The following is a 15170-nucleotide window of genomic DNA, read 5'->3' on the forward strand; positions in this document are numbered from 1 at the left end:
GAATCTCCTCGTCTGCATAACGCCTATCGGAGATTGAGGGACAGTGCTGATACAAGGGGACAGCATCAACGTTTAACGCGTTGTTCCCCGTCCACAACGGTAAGGAGGATAGAATATGGCAGAGTCTGATCCAGCTCCCGACGCCGACGATAAACGAGACGAACGTGCAGATCTCAGAGCCCAAACGGCTCGTGTACTGGCCCGTGGAGGGATGTCCGGTGTTCAGGTCCTCAGCTGGACGACAGCCGACGAAGTGCTCACTCCGAAGCGGCGTGAACTCATTAAGACGCTTCGTACCACGGATGCCGACTCCGTTCGAGCCTTAGCACGAGAACTGGGTCGCGATAAGGGGCAGGTCAGTCGCGATCTCGGCGCCCTCGCCGAACATGGGATCGTTCGATACGAGACCGATGGAAACGCGAAACGACCGCGGCTCACCCAAGAGCACATCATCATCGAACCGATCGTCTAAACCCCATCAGCAGGGCTCGGGGTGCAACCTACTCCCGCGAGCAGGTATCGATCCCGAGCGCCGCGTTCAGCCCGCAGAATTGCGTCGTCGCGTTGAACAGCAGTCCCGCCGCGCCGACCGCTGCGACAAGCGCAGTTGAGCGACGGCCACTCGTGAGATTTCGCAGAGTGACCACGAGCAGTCCAACCCCAAGGACGGCCCGCACAACGCGGTCGAGGCCGCCGACGTTCTTGGTGAGTGTCATACTGACATGCAGTGCCGCCAGGCGCATAAATTCCCTCGTAAGGAGACGAAATGCCTACGCGGACCGCTTATCGGCTAACCTCGTGCTCTCTGTTGTTCGGACCGCGTGCCTAACATAGTCTAGCTCATCACCACGCTTTCGTTGACGATGGCATATCTCGTATCGGGAGAGGCTCGATATTAGCGGGTGATTCTCTCCGAAGATAGTAGTTGTCTCACTGTTCTACTGAGACAATGAACGGTAGACGGGAGAAGGAGGCAGTCGCAGTCGTGACCGGCGGAACTGCAGGGATCGGAAAGGAGATTGCTCGAGGACTTGCCCAGCGGGGGATGCAGGTGGTGATCGTCGGTCGAGATCGGCTGAAGGGTGACGTGACGGCCCGTGAACTACGACAAGACACAGGCAACGAGGACATCGACCTGCGTATCGCCGATCTTTCGGTACAGGCCGAGGTTCGTGAACTCGCTCAAGCGCTAGCGACGAGCTACGAACGAGTCGACGTACTGCTGAACAATGCCGGGGTAACGCTCCCCGAGCGGCGACTCACCAGCGACGGTATCGAGACAACCCTCGCGGTCAACGTGCTCGCCCCGTTCCTTCTCACCAACCTCTTGACTCCCCAACTTCGTGTAGGATCGGGACGGGTCGTCAACGTCTCCTCCGGTCTCCATTTCGGCAGTGCGATCAATTTCTCGAATCTGAACGGCAAGTACCGATACAGCGGGCTGCGAGCCTACCGCCGATCGAAGTTCGCACTGGTCGTCCTTACGTATGCGTTCGCACGTCGCCTTCGCGAGAGCGGTGTCTCGGCCAACTGCTACGATCCGGGATTCATTCCTGGGACGGCGCTCAACCGGTACGATACGGGCCCGCTCAGATGGGTCGTGAACGCTCTCGCCCGTCTGCCGTTCGTCCCCTCTCCTGTGGACGGCGCTCGAACAGGCGTGTACTTAGCGCTCTCTCCCGCGATTGAGGGGGTCACCGGCGAATACTTCGTCGACGAAGAATCGACACGGTCGGCAGTGACTACGTACGACGAACAGCTTCAAGAACGGCTCTGGAAGTCGTGTATAGCGTTGACCGGCTATACGGCCGATTTCGAAGACTGAGCCACTGAGTAACCCCATCACGTGGATCGTCCTCGTCACGTCAGTGTCTCGGTATTCGGAGTCTTAGTCGATTTATCGATTCAACCGCCAGCCTTGGTAGTTGAGAAGGGAGGCGAACGAGATCCAGGCGAGATAGGGAACGAGTAGGAGCGCCGCTCGACTGCTCACCCGGGCAAACGCCACGATCGTCGCGACGACCGCGAGTACCAGCGGGATGAACATCACCAACCCGAGCAGGTACCCCCGTCCACCAGTCGTCCGGGATCCGAAAACGACGAACGACCATGTGGCGTTGAGCCCGAGTTGAGCGACGAACGCACCGATTCCGACCTTCCCAGCAGGGGTATCGCGCGCGTCACGCCACACCAGATAGAGTGCGACACCCATCAGCGCGTAGAGGACGTTCCATACTATCGGCACGATCCACCCAGGGGGTGTGAGTCGGGGTTCGATCGCCTCGCTTTCGGTGATCGCGACGATATCCTCGGCAGTGAGTGCTCCCGGAACCAGTCCGGCTAGTTCACAGAAGCCGATCGCGACGGCCAATCCGGGCCAGTCGTCACGTGACAATGACTGGGCAGGCTGAGAGTCGTCGCGCCCGACGAACGGCAGCCGAATCGAGAGGCCTCCGTTCTCTGTTGGCTTATCTGTGTTTCCGAAATTCACGCGGACTACTGGGCGGCAGTAGATATCACTCTGCTCCCGCTTCGCTTTGCCACAGTGACGAACGACGTTGACCTGTAGATCCTCCTAGACCGTCTTTCGATCGATGCCGATCGCTCGTTGGACTATCTCCTGAGGTATCCTTTGACCTCCTCGTAGAGATCTCTCATGACTTTTCGGTCACTGAGGGGGGCCGAGCGTCGCCCATCTACTCGAAAACGATCCCAAACTCGTCGAGCAGAACAGTTCGTAGTGCCGAGTAGTAGGCAGGCATAACCGTCCAGCGACCGTTCGTTCGGGAACCACACATGGATATCTCAGAGATTCTGTCGACCGATTTCACCGAATTCGATATCGGGACTCCACTCTCGAAGGTTGCGGGTGCGTTCGAAGATCAACGACTCGATGCCGTCGTCGTGACCGACGGGGACGAGTATCGCGGCGTCGTCAGCCGCCGACAGCTCGCGTCGTCGTCCAACCAGCCGTCGGCCAAGGTCGGAACGCGGGTCCACCACGTCCCGACCGTCGATCGCACCGAGGACGTCCGCGAGGTCGCACGGCTCATGATCGGGAGCGACGCGCAGACACTTCCAGTGGTCGACGACGGTCGCGCTGTGGGTGTAGTGACTGCCGACGCCGTTCTGGAGGCTGTCAGCCCGTTCCTGGACGCCGTCACCGTCGACGATGCGTACACGGAGGAGTTGATCAGTGCGACACCGACAACGACGCTCGGACAGGCACTCAATCGATTCCGGGAAGCGGGCATCGCACACCTCCCGGTCGTCGACGACGGCGAACTCGTTGGGATGGTGAGCCTCTATGACGTCATCGAGTTCACGACGCGAGGGGGCCGCAAGAGTCAGGGTGGCTCGTCGGGTTCGTTCGGCAGCCGCGGGGGTGGACGCTCCAAGACCAGTCACGGCGGGTTCGGCGCCCGCGAGGGCGACTCCGATCGAATGCTCGATCTACCGATCCGGAACGTGATGTCCGAGACCGTCGCGACAGCCCGACGCGACACGCCGCTCGACGAGGTGGTCGAACGGATGTTCGAGCGTGAGGTGTCCTCGCTGGTAGTCACTGCCGACGGGGACGACGAGCCGGTCGGCATCATCACGAAGACGGACGTCGTCGAGGCGCTCACGTGGGAGCGTGACGACCGGCGCGCCGTGCAGGTGTTCGGGATCGATCTGCTCGACGATATGGACTACGATGACGTCTCGGCGCTGATCGAGGGCGTCACCGCGAAGTACGCCGACATGAGCGTGATCAAGGCGAGTCTCGAACTCCACGAACACGACGAGCGCAGCCGAGGCGTGCCGCTCGTACTGGCGCGGATCCGACTCGTCACGGACCGGGGCTACTTCACCGCCGACGGGGAGGGGTACGGCGCCACGCACGCGCTTCGGCTCGCCGCAAACGCGGTCGAACGCCAGCTCCTCAAGGGGAAGACCTACGGACAGTCCAAGAAACGGCCGTCGCCCGACGAGCAACAGCGACTCTACGGCTGGTGGCTCGGCGGGTGACGGCCCGGCCGGGTTAGCGCTCCGTCTGCTCGACGAACTCGTCGAGTCGGTCCCCGACCAGCGTCGCGACACGCTCGCTGTACCGCCAGAGGGCCGCGTTGAGTCGTTCCTCGGTTTCGTCGTCGATGCCGTCGTCGCCTCGGAGCACGGAGTCGGCGGTGATCTGCGGGTGGTACACACAGACGACGCCGATCGATCCGTCGGAACCCGCGGGACCCGCCGTGTGGATACCGTACTGGTCCGTCCCCCAGACGCCGTCGCCCCCTTCCCGCTCCAGCGCTGAGTCGAGCGCATCGAGTCGTTGCATCTCCTCGGAAGTGAGGAGCGGATCCCCACCCTCGAACAGTTCGACGTACGCTTGAGTACGGGCGCTGTTCGTCCACTCCTCTAGCCGGGACTGCGCTTGGAGAACGAGTTGACGGTCGCCCGAGGATTCACTCATATGGGGTGGAAGGGCGGCACAGGCATCAACGTTCCTTCACCGCGTGTTCGCCGTGGTGGTCGTCGTAGCCGGCGTTGTTGAGCCACGAGTCCGCTCCGAGAGAACACGCGTCTCAACCCAGGAGGGTGGTATCGAGTCACGCTTTTCGTCACCGGGACGCATACCAGACGTATGCCACAACACGAAGCGACCTTCGATATCGACTCGAAATCCGATGCACAGACCGTCAGGATCCTCACGGAGCGAGTGTACGATACGTTGCGTGAGGAGACGCGGGAAGTCTCGGGGGACGAATCCGGTCAGAGTGAGATGCTCGAGGAGTTCGAGGCCATCCGTGAAGCGGCGGGACGTTTCAGACCGGGGACGCTCACGATTCGATTCGACCAAGACGACGGACAGCTCGATCGGTAGTGACGGTTCTCCACAAGGAACTTCGCCAATTCTACCCGGTTCTGCGGTGGGGCGTCGTGGTACCGCGACCCTCGCAAGTGTTATCCCGAAACGGGGAGTACGTTTGTTTGTAATGGCACACGGTACGGTTGACTTCTTCAACGACACAGGCGGTTACGGTTTCATCTCCACCGAGGATTCGGACGACGACGTGTTCTTCCACATGGAAGACGTTGGCGGCGAGGATCTGACGGAAGGCAGTGAGATCGACTTCGACATCGAACAGGCCCCCAAGGGCCCCCGCGCGACGAACGTCGTCCGCAACTAATCAGGGGTATGCGTCACCCCACGGTGACGCTCGGTTACTCGATTTTCCCAGTATCACACTACGGTGAGGAGCGGATGGGTCCGATCGGAATCGGTCCGTCCCGTCGACTCGTGCACCCGGCGTCTACAAGACCTCACGTAGTGGTGAGAAAGTATGGTCGATGTAGATCTGATCTCTCTCGGCGGATTGCTCCTCGCGTTCTTCCTCGTCGTCATGAACGGGGTGTTCGTGGCCGCGGAGTTCGCGTTCGTGAAACTCCGGCCGACCCGGGTGAACACGCTCGTCGAACGAGGGAAACCCGGCGCGGGGTTGGTACAGGACGCCCTCGAGAACCTGGATGGCTATCTTGCAGTGAGTCAACTCGGGATTACTCTCTCCTCACTAGGACTCGGCTGGATCGGCGAACCTGCCGTGGCAGCACTCATCGAACCCGTGCTCGGTGGAGTACTGCCCGCGGGAACGCTCCACCTCGTCGCGTTCGCGCTGGGGTTCGGCTTCATCACGTTCCTCCACGTCGTCTTCGGCGAACTCGCACCGAAGACGTTCGCCATCCAGGAGGCCGAACGGGTCGCGCTCTTCGTCGCACCGCTGATGAAGTTCTTCTACTACCTGTTCGTGCCCGGTATCATCGTCTTCAACGGCACGGCCAACTACTTCACCCGCCTCGCTGGTGTCTCCCCGGCGTCCGAGAGCGAGGACACCCACACCGAATCTGAGATTCGGATGATCCTCACCCGCTCGGAGGAGACGGGACACATCGACCTCGACGAGGTTGAGATGATCGAGAGCGTCTTCGAACTCGGCGACACGATCGCCCGGGAGGTCATGGTCCCACGGCCAGACGTGGAAACCGTGACTGCTTCGATGCCGCTCTCTGAACTCCGGTCGGTTGCCGCCACCGGGACGTACACGCGCCATCTCGTGCTCGACGAGGACGGGAATCAACCGCTTGGATTCGTCCACGCCAAGGACATCCTGCGAGCGAGTGAAACCGAGACGGAGCAGGACAACACGGTCACGGCACGCGAGCTCGCACGAGCAGTCCTCACGGTTCCGGAAACGCGTCGGATCGACGCGATTCTCGCCGACTTTCAGACGCGTGGGGAAGGCCAGATGGCCGTCGTCGTCGACGAGTGGGGCGTCTTCGAGGGCATCGTGACCATCGAGGACATCCTCGAAGAGATCGTGGGCGATATCCAGGACGAATTCGATACAGGAGCCCAGGAGCCGTCCATCGAGAAGCGAGCCGACGGCGCGTACACCGTCGACGGAAGGATCCCCGTTCAGGAAGTGAACGACCGCCTCGGCACGCGATTCGAGGATTACGACGTCGAGACGATCGGTGGATTGGTCTTCAGCCGTCTCGGGAGAGTTCCCGAAGTGGGCGATCAGATCCAACAGAACGGGTACGTCCTTCAGGTTGAGGCTGTCGATGACACGCGAATCGAACGGCTCGTGATTCGAGAGGCACAGGCTGGACGGGAGACGGACGACGAGTAAAGTCCGTGTCCAGTTCGGGATGGAACCGTAACCGCCAGTGTCGTTGGAGAGATCCGAGATACTCGCCGTGAATCGCTGTAGAGCGCGCTGCCCCCTGATCCGTACTGCAGTGCGAACTCTTATTCCCCGTCATCTGCTTTGTTCTTGGATGGACGACGTTTTCGTCGGGAGTCTCATGTCTTCGCCGGTCCACACCGTAGGCACCGACACGTCACTTCGGAATGCTGGAAGACTGATGCTCGAACACGGTATTGGCTCGGTCATCGTCGTCGGCGACGACGGTCAACTCGAAGGGATTCTCACCGCAACTGATTTCGTTAGCGTCATCGCGGACGGAGACCCCGACCCGGACGCGACTGTCGGAGTATCAATGAGTACAGACGTTACCACGACCACTGCGAACGAATCCATTCGTGGCGTCGCGGCTCTGATGCTCGAACATGGGTTCCATCACGTCCCGGTTCTCGACAACAGAGACGTCATCGGTGTAATCACGACTACAGACCTGACGGCATACATCTCTCACGGAGAGGAGCCGAGTCCAGACGAAGCGACCGGCGAATAACGATCTTCGGAACGCGCGACGCTCCTGTTGGGTTCTTCAACCTGACAGCTAACGCCCCTCGGCGACCGATGATCGAGCGACTCGCTCGGAATCGACCCCGAGGCGTTCGCCGACCCCGTGGATCGTCCCCCGTCTAGGTGTGGTTCCGTTCACGACGGACAACGACGACCGGACCGAGAGAGTGAACGGCGACCTGTTCGGCGGCCTCGCCGAAGAGGAAGGTGCGAAGCGATGGGGCGCTTTCACCCATGATCACGGCATCGTGATCTGTCGCGGCTGTCGCGATAGATTGGATCGGCGTCTCGGAGACGACCACGTCTTCCGTGATCGCAGCAGCGTCGAGGCCTCCTTCAAGCAGGTGCTCCGCCGCCTCGTCCAACATCGAGCGGCCGGTGGCAGTCGCGTCCTCCGAGTCCGTGACGTGAAAGAGCGTCACCTCGATGTCGCGCTCACCGATCATCGCTGCGACGAACGTCGCGATCCGAGCGACGTCCACCTCCCCCCGGAGCGGAACGAGAACCCGCTCGACGTGTGTCGCCGGATTCGGGATGAGAATGGCGTCACATCCGGTCTCGTCGGCCACCCGATTCAGTGTTTGTTCCTCGTCATGGGTGAACACCAACCGCGTCTCGGCGTCACCCCCTGCTTCGCGGAACGCCGCGGCGAGATCGTCGAGCTTCGCCTGTGCCTGCTCCTCGAACTGCAGCCGTGCCTGTCCCGGCGGCGTCTGCTCAGGGAGGACGTGATAGCCGAGGACGACCACCGGAAGCGTCGAGAGGAGACCGATGACTGCGTCCGGAACGCTTTCCCCTTCGAGCACTTCCACCGGCACGAGCACGGTCCATTCGGATTCGGTCATCAGATCGCTCCCTTGAGTGTCACGTCGCGAGCGTAATAGTAGTACCACAGCGCCGAGAGCAGCATGATCGCGACGCCGATGAGCTGCGAGGCGAGCTGCATGAATCCGATGAGGGCGAAGCTCGCCACCGCCCCCAGCGCAGGGACGACCGGATATCCGGGCACGTGAAAGTCCGGATCGTACCACTCGGGTTCGTTCCGGCGAAGCGCGATCAGCGCGACGCAGATCAGTCCGTACATGACGAGGTGGAGAAACGAGGCAACTTCGGCGAGGAGTTCGACCTCGCCGAGCAGGACGAGAACGAGGATCGGCCCGCCGGCCAGCCCGAGCGCGACGTGTGGGGTTCCGTATCTGAGGTTGATTCGGCTCGCCCACCGTGGGAGCAGGGCATCCTTGCTCACCGCGTAAATCGCTCTGGACGTGCTCAGAACCGACGCGTTCGCGCTCGACACCGTTGCGAGGAGTCCACCGAGGAGGATGGCGAACGCCCCGAGCGGCCCGAGAAAACTCTCGGCGACCGTCACCATCGCCGTCTCCCCGAGTGTGGCGAGGCGCTCACTGCCGAACGCGCTGACCGCCACGAAGATCGTTGCCACGTAGAGGACGCCGACGATGAGGACCGACCCCACCATCGCGAGTGGGAGGTTCCGCCCCGGCTGTTTGATTTCACCCGCGACGGTGGCCACCTGTGCGAAGCCGAGATAGGACGTGAACACGAGCGCAGCAGTCGTCAGCACGGGAAACGCGCCTTTCGACAAGAACGGCTCACTGATGGGTTCGGCTTCACCTATCAGTCCGAGTGCGGAGAGTCCACCGAAAGTGAGGAAAGCGACGATGATCGCCAGGAGAACCCCGACGACGCCGTTCTGGAGTTTCGTCGCGTTCTCCGTCCCGGTCGCGTTCAATACGGTCAGGAACGCGCCGAACACCAGCGCCAGCGGGACGACGACGTCGAGGCCGCCGAGTGAGACGCCCAGTCTCGCGAGCACGGCGTCCGCGTAGAAGCCGAAGCCGACGAGGTAGAACGCGGAGGCGAACACCAGCCCGAACCACAGCGAAAGCCCGACGACCGCACCGAACAGCGATCCCATCCCCCGCGAGATGAAGTAGTAGCCGCCGCCGCTGCGGGGCATCGCCGTCGCCAGTTCCGAGGTCGGGAGGGCGACCAGCAACGCGACCACAGCGCCGATAGCGAACGAACCGGCTGCTGCGGGGCCAGCCTGTCCAGCAGCGATCCCAGGAAAAACGAAGATACCCGCACCGATCATGGTGCCGATCCCGATGGCGATGCCACCGGTCAGCCCGATGGTGCGCTCGAGTTCGGTCCCCGCCTCGGTGATGGTCGCCTCGTCAGTCGTCTCCGGCTGCTCGACGATCGGTGTCTCACCATCTCGATTCGTCGGTTCGGCCGGAGGAGGACTCACGCTGTCTACTACATCGGCCAGGTGTAAATGAGTGTGGCCCCCGCCTCAGTGGCGTCTCTCATCGGTATCGACAGTCTTGTTCGCGATAGTCATCGACCCACGACTGAAGTCGTGGGCTTCCTCCTTGCATCGGTGTGACTCCGATGCTCTCCGATCCGATACGTACAGACCAGACGCAGACGAGAACCGATATCGGAGCGGTGGTTGACGTCGGTTCGGACTTTACTGATAATCAGTAGGATTTCCCAACCGGACTTTTAGGGGATCACCGAAGAGACTAGTGGAGACGGGTATTCCAAATGCACACGCTCCCGACGCTACTCAAGTCCTCTCTCCGCGACCGTACGCGCCGGCAGCGACTCTTACTCATCTACGCCGTCGGTCTCGTCTCACTCGTGCTCGTTTTCACCGTGACCTACTACTGGGGAATGCGGACGCTCGAAGACCAACCCCGGTCGATCTTTCAGGCGTTCAATACGGTCATCGAGACGATGACCACGACGGGGTACGGTGCCGATGCGCCGTGGTCGACACCGACAATGAACGTGTTCGTCGCGACGATGCAGGTCAGCGGCGTCGTCATCGGGTTCATTACGTTACGCGTCCTCGTCATCCCGCTGTTCGAACGAACACCGCTCAATCTCGACGACCGGCTCTCGATCAAAACCGACCACGTCGTCGTCGCGGAATACCAGCGCGACACGGAGGTACTCCTCGACGAACTCGAAGCGCTCGACGTGGACTACGTGCTAGTCGAATTCGACACCAAGGAAGCCAAGCGTCTCTCGGACGAGGGCTATCAAGCCATCAACGGCGATCCCGAGAAACGGGCCGATCTCGACCGCGCCAGCATCGAAAAGGCATCATTGCTCATCACCGACGCCGAGGACAGGACCGCGAGCATCGTCCTGACGGCACTCGAGGCCAACGAAGACCTGCGAGTCATCAGCTTCACGCCCTCGACTCGCCGGAAGGCCGCACTCGCCGAAATCGGCGTCGACCGAAGTATTGCTCCACACGCACTCATCGGTCAACGGCTCGCCGAGAAAGCGACGACGCCGGTCTCGGTCGACGCCCCGACCGATGGAGAGGCGGTCGCCATCCGCGAGGTGCTCGTTCGACGAGAGAGTCCACTCCACGGCATCCGAGTGGGGGACTCGCCGCTGGCGAGCCACCCGAACCTGACGCTGGTCGCCGGGTGGTTCGACGGGGAGTTACGGCTGCCACCGTCGCCCGACGACCGACTCACACCCAACACCGTGCTCGTCGTTGCCGGCCCGGAACGTGTGATTGACGATGTGACGAGCGAGATGGGGAACGTTCGGACGGTACGGGCCTCGAGGCACTCGCGAATCGTCGTCGCCGGTCTTGGCGAGGGGGGCACGGCCGCTATCGAGGCGCTCCCATCGGGCGTACCAACCACAACCATCGACGAGTCTGCAGACGTTTCCCCCGATATCGTCGGTGACGTCACCGAACCGGAGACGCTTCGCGCAGCCGACATCGCCGACGCCTCGGCGCTGGTGGTTACTGTCGGCGACGACGCGACGGCACTACTGACGGTGGCGATGGCTCGCTCACTCGCTCCCGACGTGGAGATTCTCGTACGTGTTACTGACGCCGAGAAGACGACGGCGGCATTCAGAGCCGGTGCGGACTACGTCCTCTCCGTGCAACGGGTGTGTGCACGTTTGGTTGCGGCGGAGGTACACGGTGAACGGGTGATGGATCCCGTGAGTCAGATCCGACTCGTTCGCGCGGATGCGGGGTCGTTCGTGGGTGAGTCACTGGCGACCGTTCGTCGCGGCACTGAACGCGGGTGGACGGTGGTCGGATTGGTCCGTGACGGAACCGTCTACACGGACGAACACGCCACGATAGAGCCGGGGGACGAGGTGTTCGTCGCCGGCAGCGACGAGGGGATACAGCGGTTCGATCGAACCGTGGATACTTCTTGAGAGTCGAACCAAATCGACTGACGCTCTGCTCTCGATATGTCGATTGTGTCTTTGCTTTTGTGTTTGCTGTCCGAGGGTGACGGATACTGGTGGTGACTGGGTACTGAACTCGGGATACACCTACAGTAGCACGCTGAAGAGGAGATAGGAGCCGACGACCGAGAGCGAGGGTGCGAGGATCCAGAGGATGACGATTCGGCGTGTGGCGGCCGGGTCGAACAAGCTCTCTGCGCTGAGTTCGTCGATGTGTTCCTCTCCGATCGGGGGAACCGCTGTGTCTCTGTCCCGTCGCCCCGTCCGCTCGCCAGCCGTACTGCTCGCCAGCTCGCCGATGGTCGGGCTCGTCGGTCTGTCATCCGACCCCGTAGACGCCGCGAGCGCACCCGTGGTGAGGCCCGCAGCCAACTCACGCTCGGTACGTCGGGTGGCGATCTCCGCGAGCGTGGCGGCGCGACTCGCTCGTCCCCAGCCGAGTCCGATGATACAGCAGGTCGTGCTCACCGCGAGACTCGCCGGAATACCGAGATACGAGAGGACGGTGATGATGGTCGCCCCGATGCTCGAGACGACGAGTGCGGCCAGGATGGGCAGGTCGGTGATTCCGTCACTGACCGTCGCGAGCGTCCGCCGGGCGATCGTGAACCCACCGAGGCCGATGGCGGCGACGGCGAGCACGATGCCTTGTTCGATGGTGATCGACCCGTTCCCGACGAGCGGTGCGACCGCATTCGCGGCGTTCGACGCCCCTGCACTGAACCCCATGTAACACGCGATTGCAATGACCAGAAACGAGCCGACGAGGTCCCGGGGGGCTGCGTTCGTATTGAGGCGGAGGCGCGGAACGCTGCCCGAGCGATCGAGCTGGACGAGGTGCCGCTCAAAGCGTGTGAACGACATACGGGCCTCTAACTGGGGGTACAGATATCGGCCGACGGTGGCACCAGTCACGAATCCGAGCAGTGGCGCAACGATCCACGCGGAGACGATGGTGAACATCAACGCCTCGTTGAGCGAGTCCGTTGCCAGACCGAGCCCGACGATTGCACCCACGGCCGTCATCGACGTCGAGGCGGGAACCCCGTAGAGATTCGAGAGCAAGAGTGCCAGACCGGTGAAGAACAGAACACCGACAGTCGCCGTCGGCGAGAACTGCACCGCCGGAACGATGCCGTCGCTCATGGTGGCGATGACGTTCCGACCGACCGTCCACGCCCCCAGAAACGCGAAGAGCGTGAACAGGGTTGCGGCAGTGGCCTTTCTGACGAGGCGACTCCCGACGGCCGGTCCGAACGCGACACCGGTCGACGACCCACCAATGTTAAACCCGACGAAGGCAGCCACGAGCAATCCCACGACAACGAGTGTAGATACCATATTCAAACAGTCCTTGTTCCAATAGTTCGAGCCGGAGACGTAATTCCGTGTCCCTCCTAGATGGTCGATGGACGTCGATGTATTCGACCCGGTTCGTAACTCCCCATGAACGGATTCCGGAGTGCATTCTCACATCCTGATCACCGATCAGACCGTCGACTCCACTTCGAAGACCATCATGGATGGGTGCCCCAATTAGTCTCACAATGCTGTGGCGGCCGCCCGTATCTTCCTGCCGGGGCGAGTGTAGTCGAATCGTGGCCGAAGAGCAAAGAGGGCAAGCGACGTATCTCTACTCTATGCCAGGGACTGTCACGGAGAAACTCATCGAAGACCACCTCGTCGAGGGTCGGTTGGAGCCGGGTGAAGAAATCGCACTGGACATCGATCAGACGTTGACCCAGGACGCCACCGGGACGATGGTCATGCTCGAACTCGAAGCCATGGACGTCGATCACCTCGAAACCGAGCTCTCCGCACAGTACGTGGACCACAACCTCATCCAAGAGGACAACAAGAACCCCGACGACCACCTGTTCCTGAAGAGTGCGTGCGAGAAGTGGGGAATCTGGTACTCGCCCGCCGGCAACGGTGTCTCCCACCCCGTCCACCAGGAGCGGTTCGGCGTCCCGGGGAAGACGTTGCTCGGCTCGGACTCGCACACGCCGGCCGCGGGTGCGATGGGCATGTTGGCTATCGGAGCCGGCGGTCTCGACGTCGCGATGGCGATGGCAGGCGAGCCCTACCACGTGGACATGCCGGAGGTGTGGGGCGTCGAGTTGCGTGGTGACCTCCCCAAGTGGTGCAGCGCCAAGGACGTGATCCTCGAGATGTTACGACGTCACGACGTCGACGGAGGCGTCGGGCGCGTCATCGAATACCACGGACCAGGACTGGACTCGCTGACCGCGATGGACCGCCACGTCATCGCTAACATGGGCACCGAACTGGGTGCCACGAGTACCGTGTTCCCGGCCGACGACGCCGTCGAGCGGTTCCTCGCCCAGCAACACCGTGCGGATGAGTTCAAACCGCTCCACGCCGCCGACGACGTCGAGTACCACGTGACGGAGACGATTCGACTCGACGAGATCGAACCCATGATCGCAAAGCCATCCAGCCCGGGCAACGTCGTTCCGGTGGCGGACGTGCAGGGCGAGGACATCTACCAGGCCTACATCGGCTCCAGCGCGAACCCGGGGCTCCGAGACTTCGCGGTTCCGGCGATGATCGTCGATGGACAGCGAGTCCCCCCAGAGGTTAGCTTCGACGTGAACCCCACCTCCCGGCAGATGCTCCAGAACCTGACCGAGATGGGGTATCTCGGTATGTTGTACGCGAGTGGGGCCCGCGTCCATCAGGCCGGATGTAACGGCTGTATTGGGATGGGTCAGGCACCTGCCTCCGGCCGAAACAGTTTGCGAACGGTCCCGCGAAACTTCCCCGGACGCACCGGAACCCGCGAGGATAGCGTCTTCCTCTGCAGCCCGGAGACCGCCGCGGCCAGCGCGCTGACCGGGGAAATCACGGACCCGCGTACCCTCGAGGAGACCCACGACATCGAGTATCCAAACTGGACCGAACCCGAGGAGGTCATCGTGGACGAGACGGCGCTCAGCCCGCCCCCCGAGACGCCCGGCGGCGAGTTGGAGAAAGGACCGAACGTGAAGTCCCTCCCGGCGTTCGAACGCGTGCCTGACGCGATCACCGGCCCCGTGTTGATGAAGGTCGGCGACGACATCTCGACCGACGAGATCATGCCCGCCGGCTCGGAGGTGCTTCCCTACCGGTCGAACATCCCGAAGATCAGCGAGTGGGTGTTCGACCAGATCGAGCAGGGATTCTACAAGCGAGCCCAGGAGCAGGGAGCACCGTGGTTGGTTGTCGGCGGATCGAACTACGGGCAGGGGAGCTCACGCGAACACGCGGCGCTGGCACCGTACTATCTGGGGATGCGGGCGGCACTGGCGGTCAGCTATGCGCGCATCCACTGGCAGAACCTCGTGAACTTCGGCATTGTGCCGCTCGAGTTCGCCGACCGGGACGACTACGACGCCATCGACCAGGGCGACACCCTCGAACTGCCGGCCGTTCGCGAGGAGATACAGAACGGCCGCGAGGTCACCGTGCGCAACGCCACGCGGGATACGACGTTCTCGGTCGAGCACAGATTGAACCCGCGACAGGTCGAGATCGTGCTGAAGGGCGGGCTGATCGAGGACTACAAGAGGTGAACTACCCCTTCCTAACTCGCCCTTCGGCCTGCGTTGCTCCGTCACGAACAGGCCATCAGCGACACCGGCGATGAGGAATTCTGAC

The 15170-nt window shown here is 62.1% G+C and carries 15 protein-coding genes; 9 read left to right on the forward strand and 6 right to left on the reverse strand.

Going from position 1 to position 15170, the window contains the following annotated elements:
• The first annotated feature begins 115 nt into the window (after window positions 1-115).
• On the forward strand, window positions 116-472 hold the full coding sequence (locus AC6RUA_RS19275) for an HVO_A0114 family putative DNA-binding protein (RefSeq protein WP_499816222.1): 357 nt from the start codon (window positions 116-118) through the stop codon (window positions 470-472).
• A 28-nt stretch (window positions 473-500) separates the two neighbouring features.
• On the opposite strand, the gene AC6RUA_RS19280 is transcribed toward AC6RUA_RS19275, so the two are convergent.
• Window positions 501-716, reverse strand: a complete 216-nt coding sequence (locus AC6RUA_RS19280) for a YgaP family membrane protein (RefSeq protein WP_499816223.1) — start codon at window positions 714-716, stop codon at window positions 501-503.
• A gap of 233 nt (window positions 717-949) precedes the next feature.
• Between AC6RUA_RS19280 and AC6RUA_RS19285 the strand changes: the two genes are divergently transcribed.
• Window positions 950-1825 carry an SDR family oxidoreductase gene (locus AC6RUA_RS19285; protein ID WP_499816224.1) on the forward strand — a complete coding sequence of 292 codons (876 nt, stop codon included), beginning with the start codon at window positions 950-952 and terminating at the stop codon, window positions 1823-1825.
• A 72-nt stretch (window positions 1826-1897) separates the two neighbouring features.
• Here AC6RUA_RS19285 and AC6RUA_RS19290 read toward each other — a convergent pair whose 3' ends face one another.
• Complete coding sequence (locus AC6RUA_RS19290) at window positions 1898-2491, reverse strand: TspO/MBR family protein (RefSeq protein ID WP_499816225.1); 594 nt, start codon at window positions 2489-2491, stop codon at window positions 1898-1900.
• Between the two features lie 305 nt (window positions 2492-2796).
• Between AC6RUA_RS19290 and AC6RUA_RS19295 the strand changes: the two genes are divergently transcribed.
• A complete protein-coding gene (locus AC6RUA_RS19295; protein ID WP_499816226.1) occupies window positions 2797-4011 on the forward strand; it encodes a CBS domain-containing protein in 1215 nt (404 codons plus the stop codon).
• Between the two features lie 13 nt (window positions 4012-4024).
• On the opposite strand, the gene AC6RUA_RS19300 is transcribed toward AC6RUA_RS19295, so the two are convergent.
• Window positions 4025-4453, reverse strand: coding sequence for a DUF7539 family protein (locus AC6RUA_RS19300; protein ID WP_499816227.1), 429 nt, complete (start codon window positions 4451-4453; stop codon window positions 4025-4027).
• A gap of 171 nt (window positions 4454-4624) precedes the next feature.
• On the opposite strand from AC6RUA_RS19300, the gene AC6RUA_RS19305 reads away from it, so the two are divergent.
• From AC6RUA_RS19305 to AC6RUA_RS19320, 4 genes are all read left to right on the forward strand, one after another.
• Complete coding sequence (locus tag AC6RUA_RS19305; RefSeq protein ID WP_499816228.1) at window positions 4625-4864, forward strand: hypothetical protein; 240 nt, start codon at window positions 4625-4627, stop codon at window positions 4862-4864.
• Between the two features lie 112 nt (window positions 4865-4976).
• Complete coding sequence (locus tag AC6RUA_RS19310; RefSeq protein WP_023392848.1) at window positions 4977-5171, forward strand: cold-shock protein; 195 nt, start codon at window positions 4977-4979, stop codon at window positions 5169-5171.
• A 153-nt stretch (window positions 5172-5324) separates the two neighbouring features.
• Window positions 5325-6671, forward strand: coding sequence for a hemolysin family protein (locus tag AC6RUA_RS19315; RefSeq protein WP_499816229.1), 1347 nt, complete (start codon window positions 5325-5327; stop codon window positions 6669-6671).
• Window positions 6672-6819: 148 nt separating this feature from the next.
• On the forward strand, window positions 6820-7236 hold the full coding sequence (locus AC6RUA_RS19320; RefSeq protein WP_499816230.1) for a CBS domain-containing protein: 417 nt from the start codon (window positions 6820-6822) through the stop codon (window positions 7234-7236).
• Window positions 7237-7369: 133 nt separating this feature from the next.
• On the opposite strand, the gene AC6RUA_RS19325 is transcribed toward AC6RUA_RS19320, so the two are convergent.
• Both AC6RUA_RS19325 and AC6RUA_RS19330 read right to left on the reverse strand, forming a co-directional pair.
• Complete coding sequence (locus tag AC6RUA_RS19325; protein WP_499816231.1) at window positions 7370-8095, reverse strand: universal stress protein; 726 nt, start codon at window positions 8093-8095, stop codon at window positions 7370-7372.
• Window positions 8095-9519 (reverse strand): APC family permease, encoded by a 1425-nt coding sequence (locus AC6RUA_RS19330; RefSeq protein ID WP_499816232.1) that lies wholly within the window; start codon window positions 9517-9519, stop codon window positions 8095-8097. The genes AC6RUA_RS19325 and AC6RUA_RS19330 overlap by 1 nt, the downstream gene beginning before the upstream one ends.
• A 299-nt stretch (window positions 9520-9818) precedes the next feature.
• Here AC6RUA_RS19330 and AC6RUA_RS19335 point away from each other — a divergent pair, with 299 nt between their 5' ends.
• A complete protein-coding gene (locus tag AC6RUA_RS19335) occupies window positions 9819-11477 on the forward strand; it encodes a potassium channel family protein (protein WP_499816233.1) in 1659 nt (552 codons plus the stop codon).
• 120 nt (window positions 11478-11597) lie between these two features.
• Here AC6RUA_RS19335 and AC6RUA_RS19340 read toward each other — a convergent pair whose 3' ends face one another.
• Window positions 11598-12851, reverse strand: a complete 1254-nt coding sequence (locus tag AC6RUA_RS19340) for an inorganic phosphate transporter (protein WP_499816234.1) — start codon at window positions 12849-12851, stop codon at window positions 11598-11600.
• 299 nt (window positions 12852-13150) lie between these two features.
• On the opposite strand from AC6RUA_RS19340, the gene AC6RUA_RS19345 reads away from it, so the two are divergent.
• The gene (locus AC6RUA_RS19345; RefSeq protein WP_499816251.1) at window positions 13151-15085 is read left to right on the forward strand and encodes an aconitate hydratase; all 1935 of its coding nucleotides are present in this window, start codon (window positions 13151-13153) and stop codon (window positions 15083-15085) included.
• Window positions 15086-15170: the final 85 nt, after the last annotated feature.

It is taken from the genome of Halorarum sp. SLYT50 (assembly GCF_059821265.1).

Coding starts and splice junctions, on each gene's coding strand:
- AC6RUA_RS19275 (WP_499816222.1), top strand. CDS start 116: ATGGCAGAGTCTGATCCAGCTCCCGACGCCGACGATAAACGAGACGAA.
- AC6RUA_RS19280 (WP_499816223.1), bottom strand. CDS start 716: ATGACACTCACCAAGAACGTCGGCGGCCTCGACCGCGTTGTGCGGGCC.
- AC6RUA_RS19285 (WP_499816224.1), top strand. CDS start 950: ATGAACGGTAGACGGGAGAAGGAGGCAGTCGCAGTCGTGACCGGCGGA.
- AC6RUA_RS19295 (WP_499816226.1), top strand. CDS start 2,797: ATGGATATCTCAGAGATTCTGTCGACCGATTTCACCGAATTCGATATC.
- AC6RUA_RS19300 (WP_499816227.1), bottom strand. CDS start 4,453: ATGAGTGAATCCTCGGGCGACCGTCAACTCGTTCTCCAAGCGCAGTCC.
- AC6RUA_RS19305 (WP_499816228.1), top strand. CDS start 4,625: ATGCCACAACACGAAGCGACCTTCGATATCGACTCGAAATCCGATGCA.
- AC6RUA_RS19310 (WP_023392848.1), top strand. CDS start 4,977: ATGGCACACGGTACGGTTGACTTCTTCAACGACACAGGCGGTTACGGT.
- AC6RUA_RS19315 (WP_499816229.1), top strand. CDS start 5,325: ATGGTCGATGTAGATCTGATCTCTCTCGGCGGATTGCTCCTCGCGTTC.
- AC6RUA_RS19320 (WP_499816230.1), top strand. CDS start 6,820: ATGGACGACGTTTTCGTCGGGAGTCTCATGTCTTCGCCGGTCCACACC.
- AC6RUA_RS19325 (WP_499816231.1), bottom strand. CDS start 8,095: ATGACCGAATCCGAATGGACCGTGCTCGTGCCGGTGGAAGTGCTCGAA.
- AC6RUA_RS19335 (WP_499816233.1), top strand. CDS start 9,819: ATGCACACGCTCCCGACGCTACTCAAGTCCTCTCTCCGCGACCGTACG.
- AC6RUA_RS19340 (WP_499816234.1), bottom strand. CDS start 12,851: ATGGTATCTACACTCGTTGTCGTGGGATTGCTCGTGGCTGCCTTCGTC.
- AC6RUA_RS19345 (WP_499816251.1), top strand. CDS start 13,151: ATGCCAGGGACTGTCACGGAGAAACTCATCGAAGACCACCTCGTCGAG.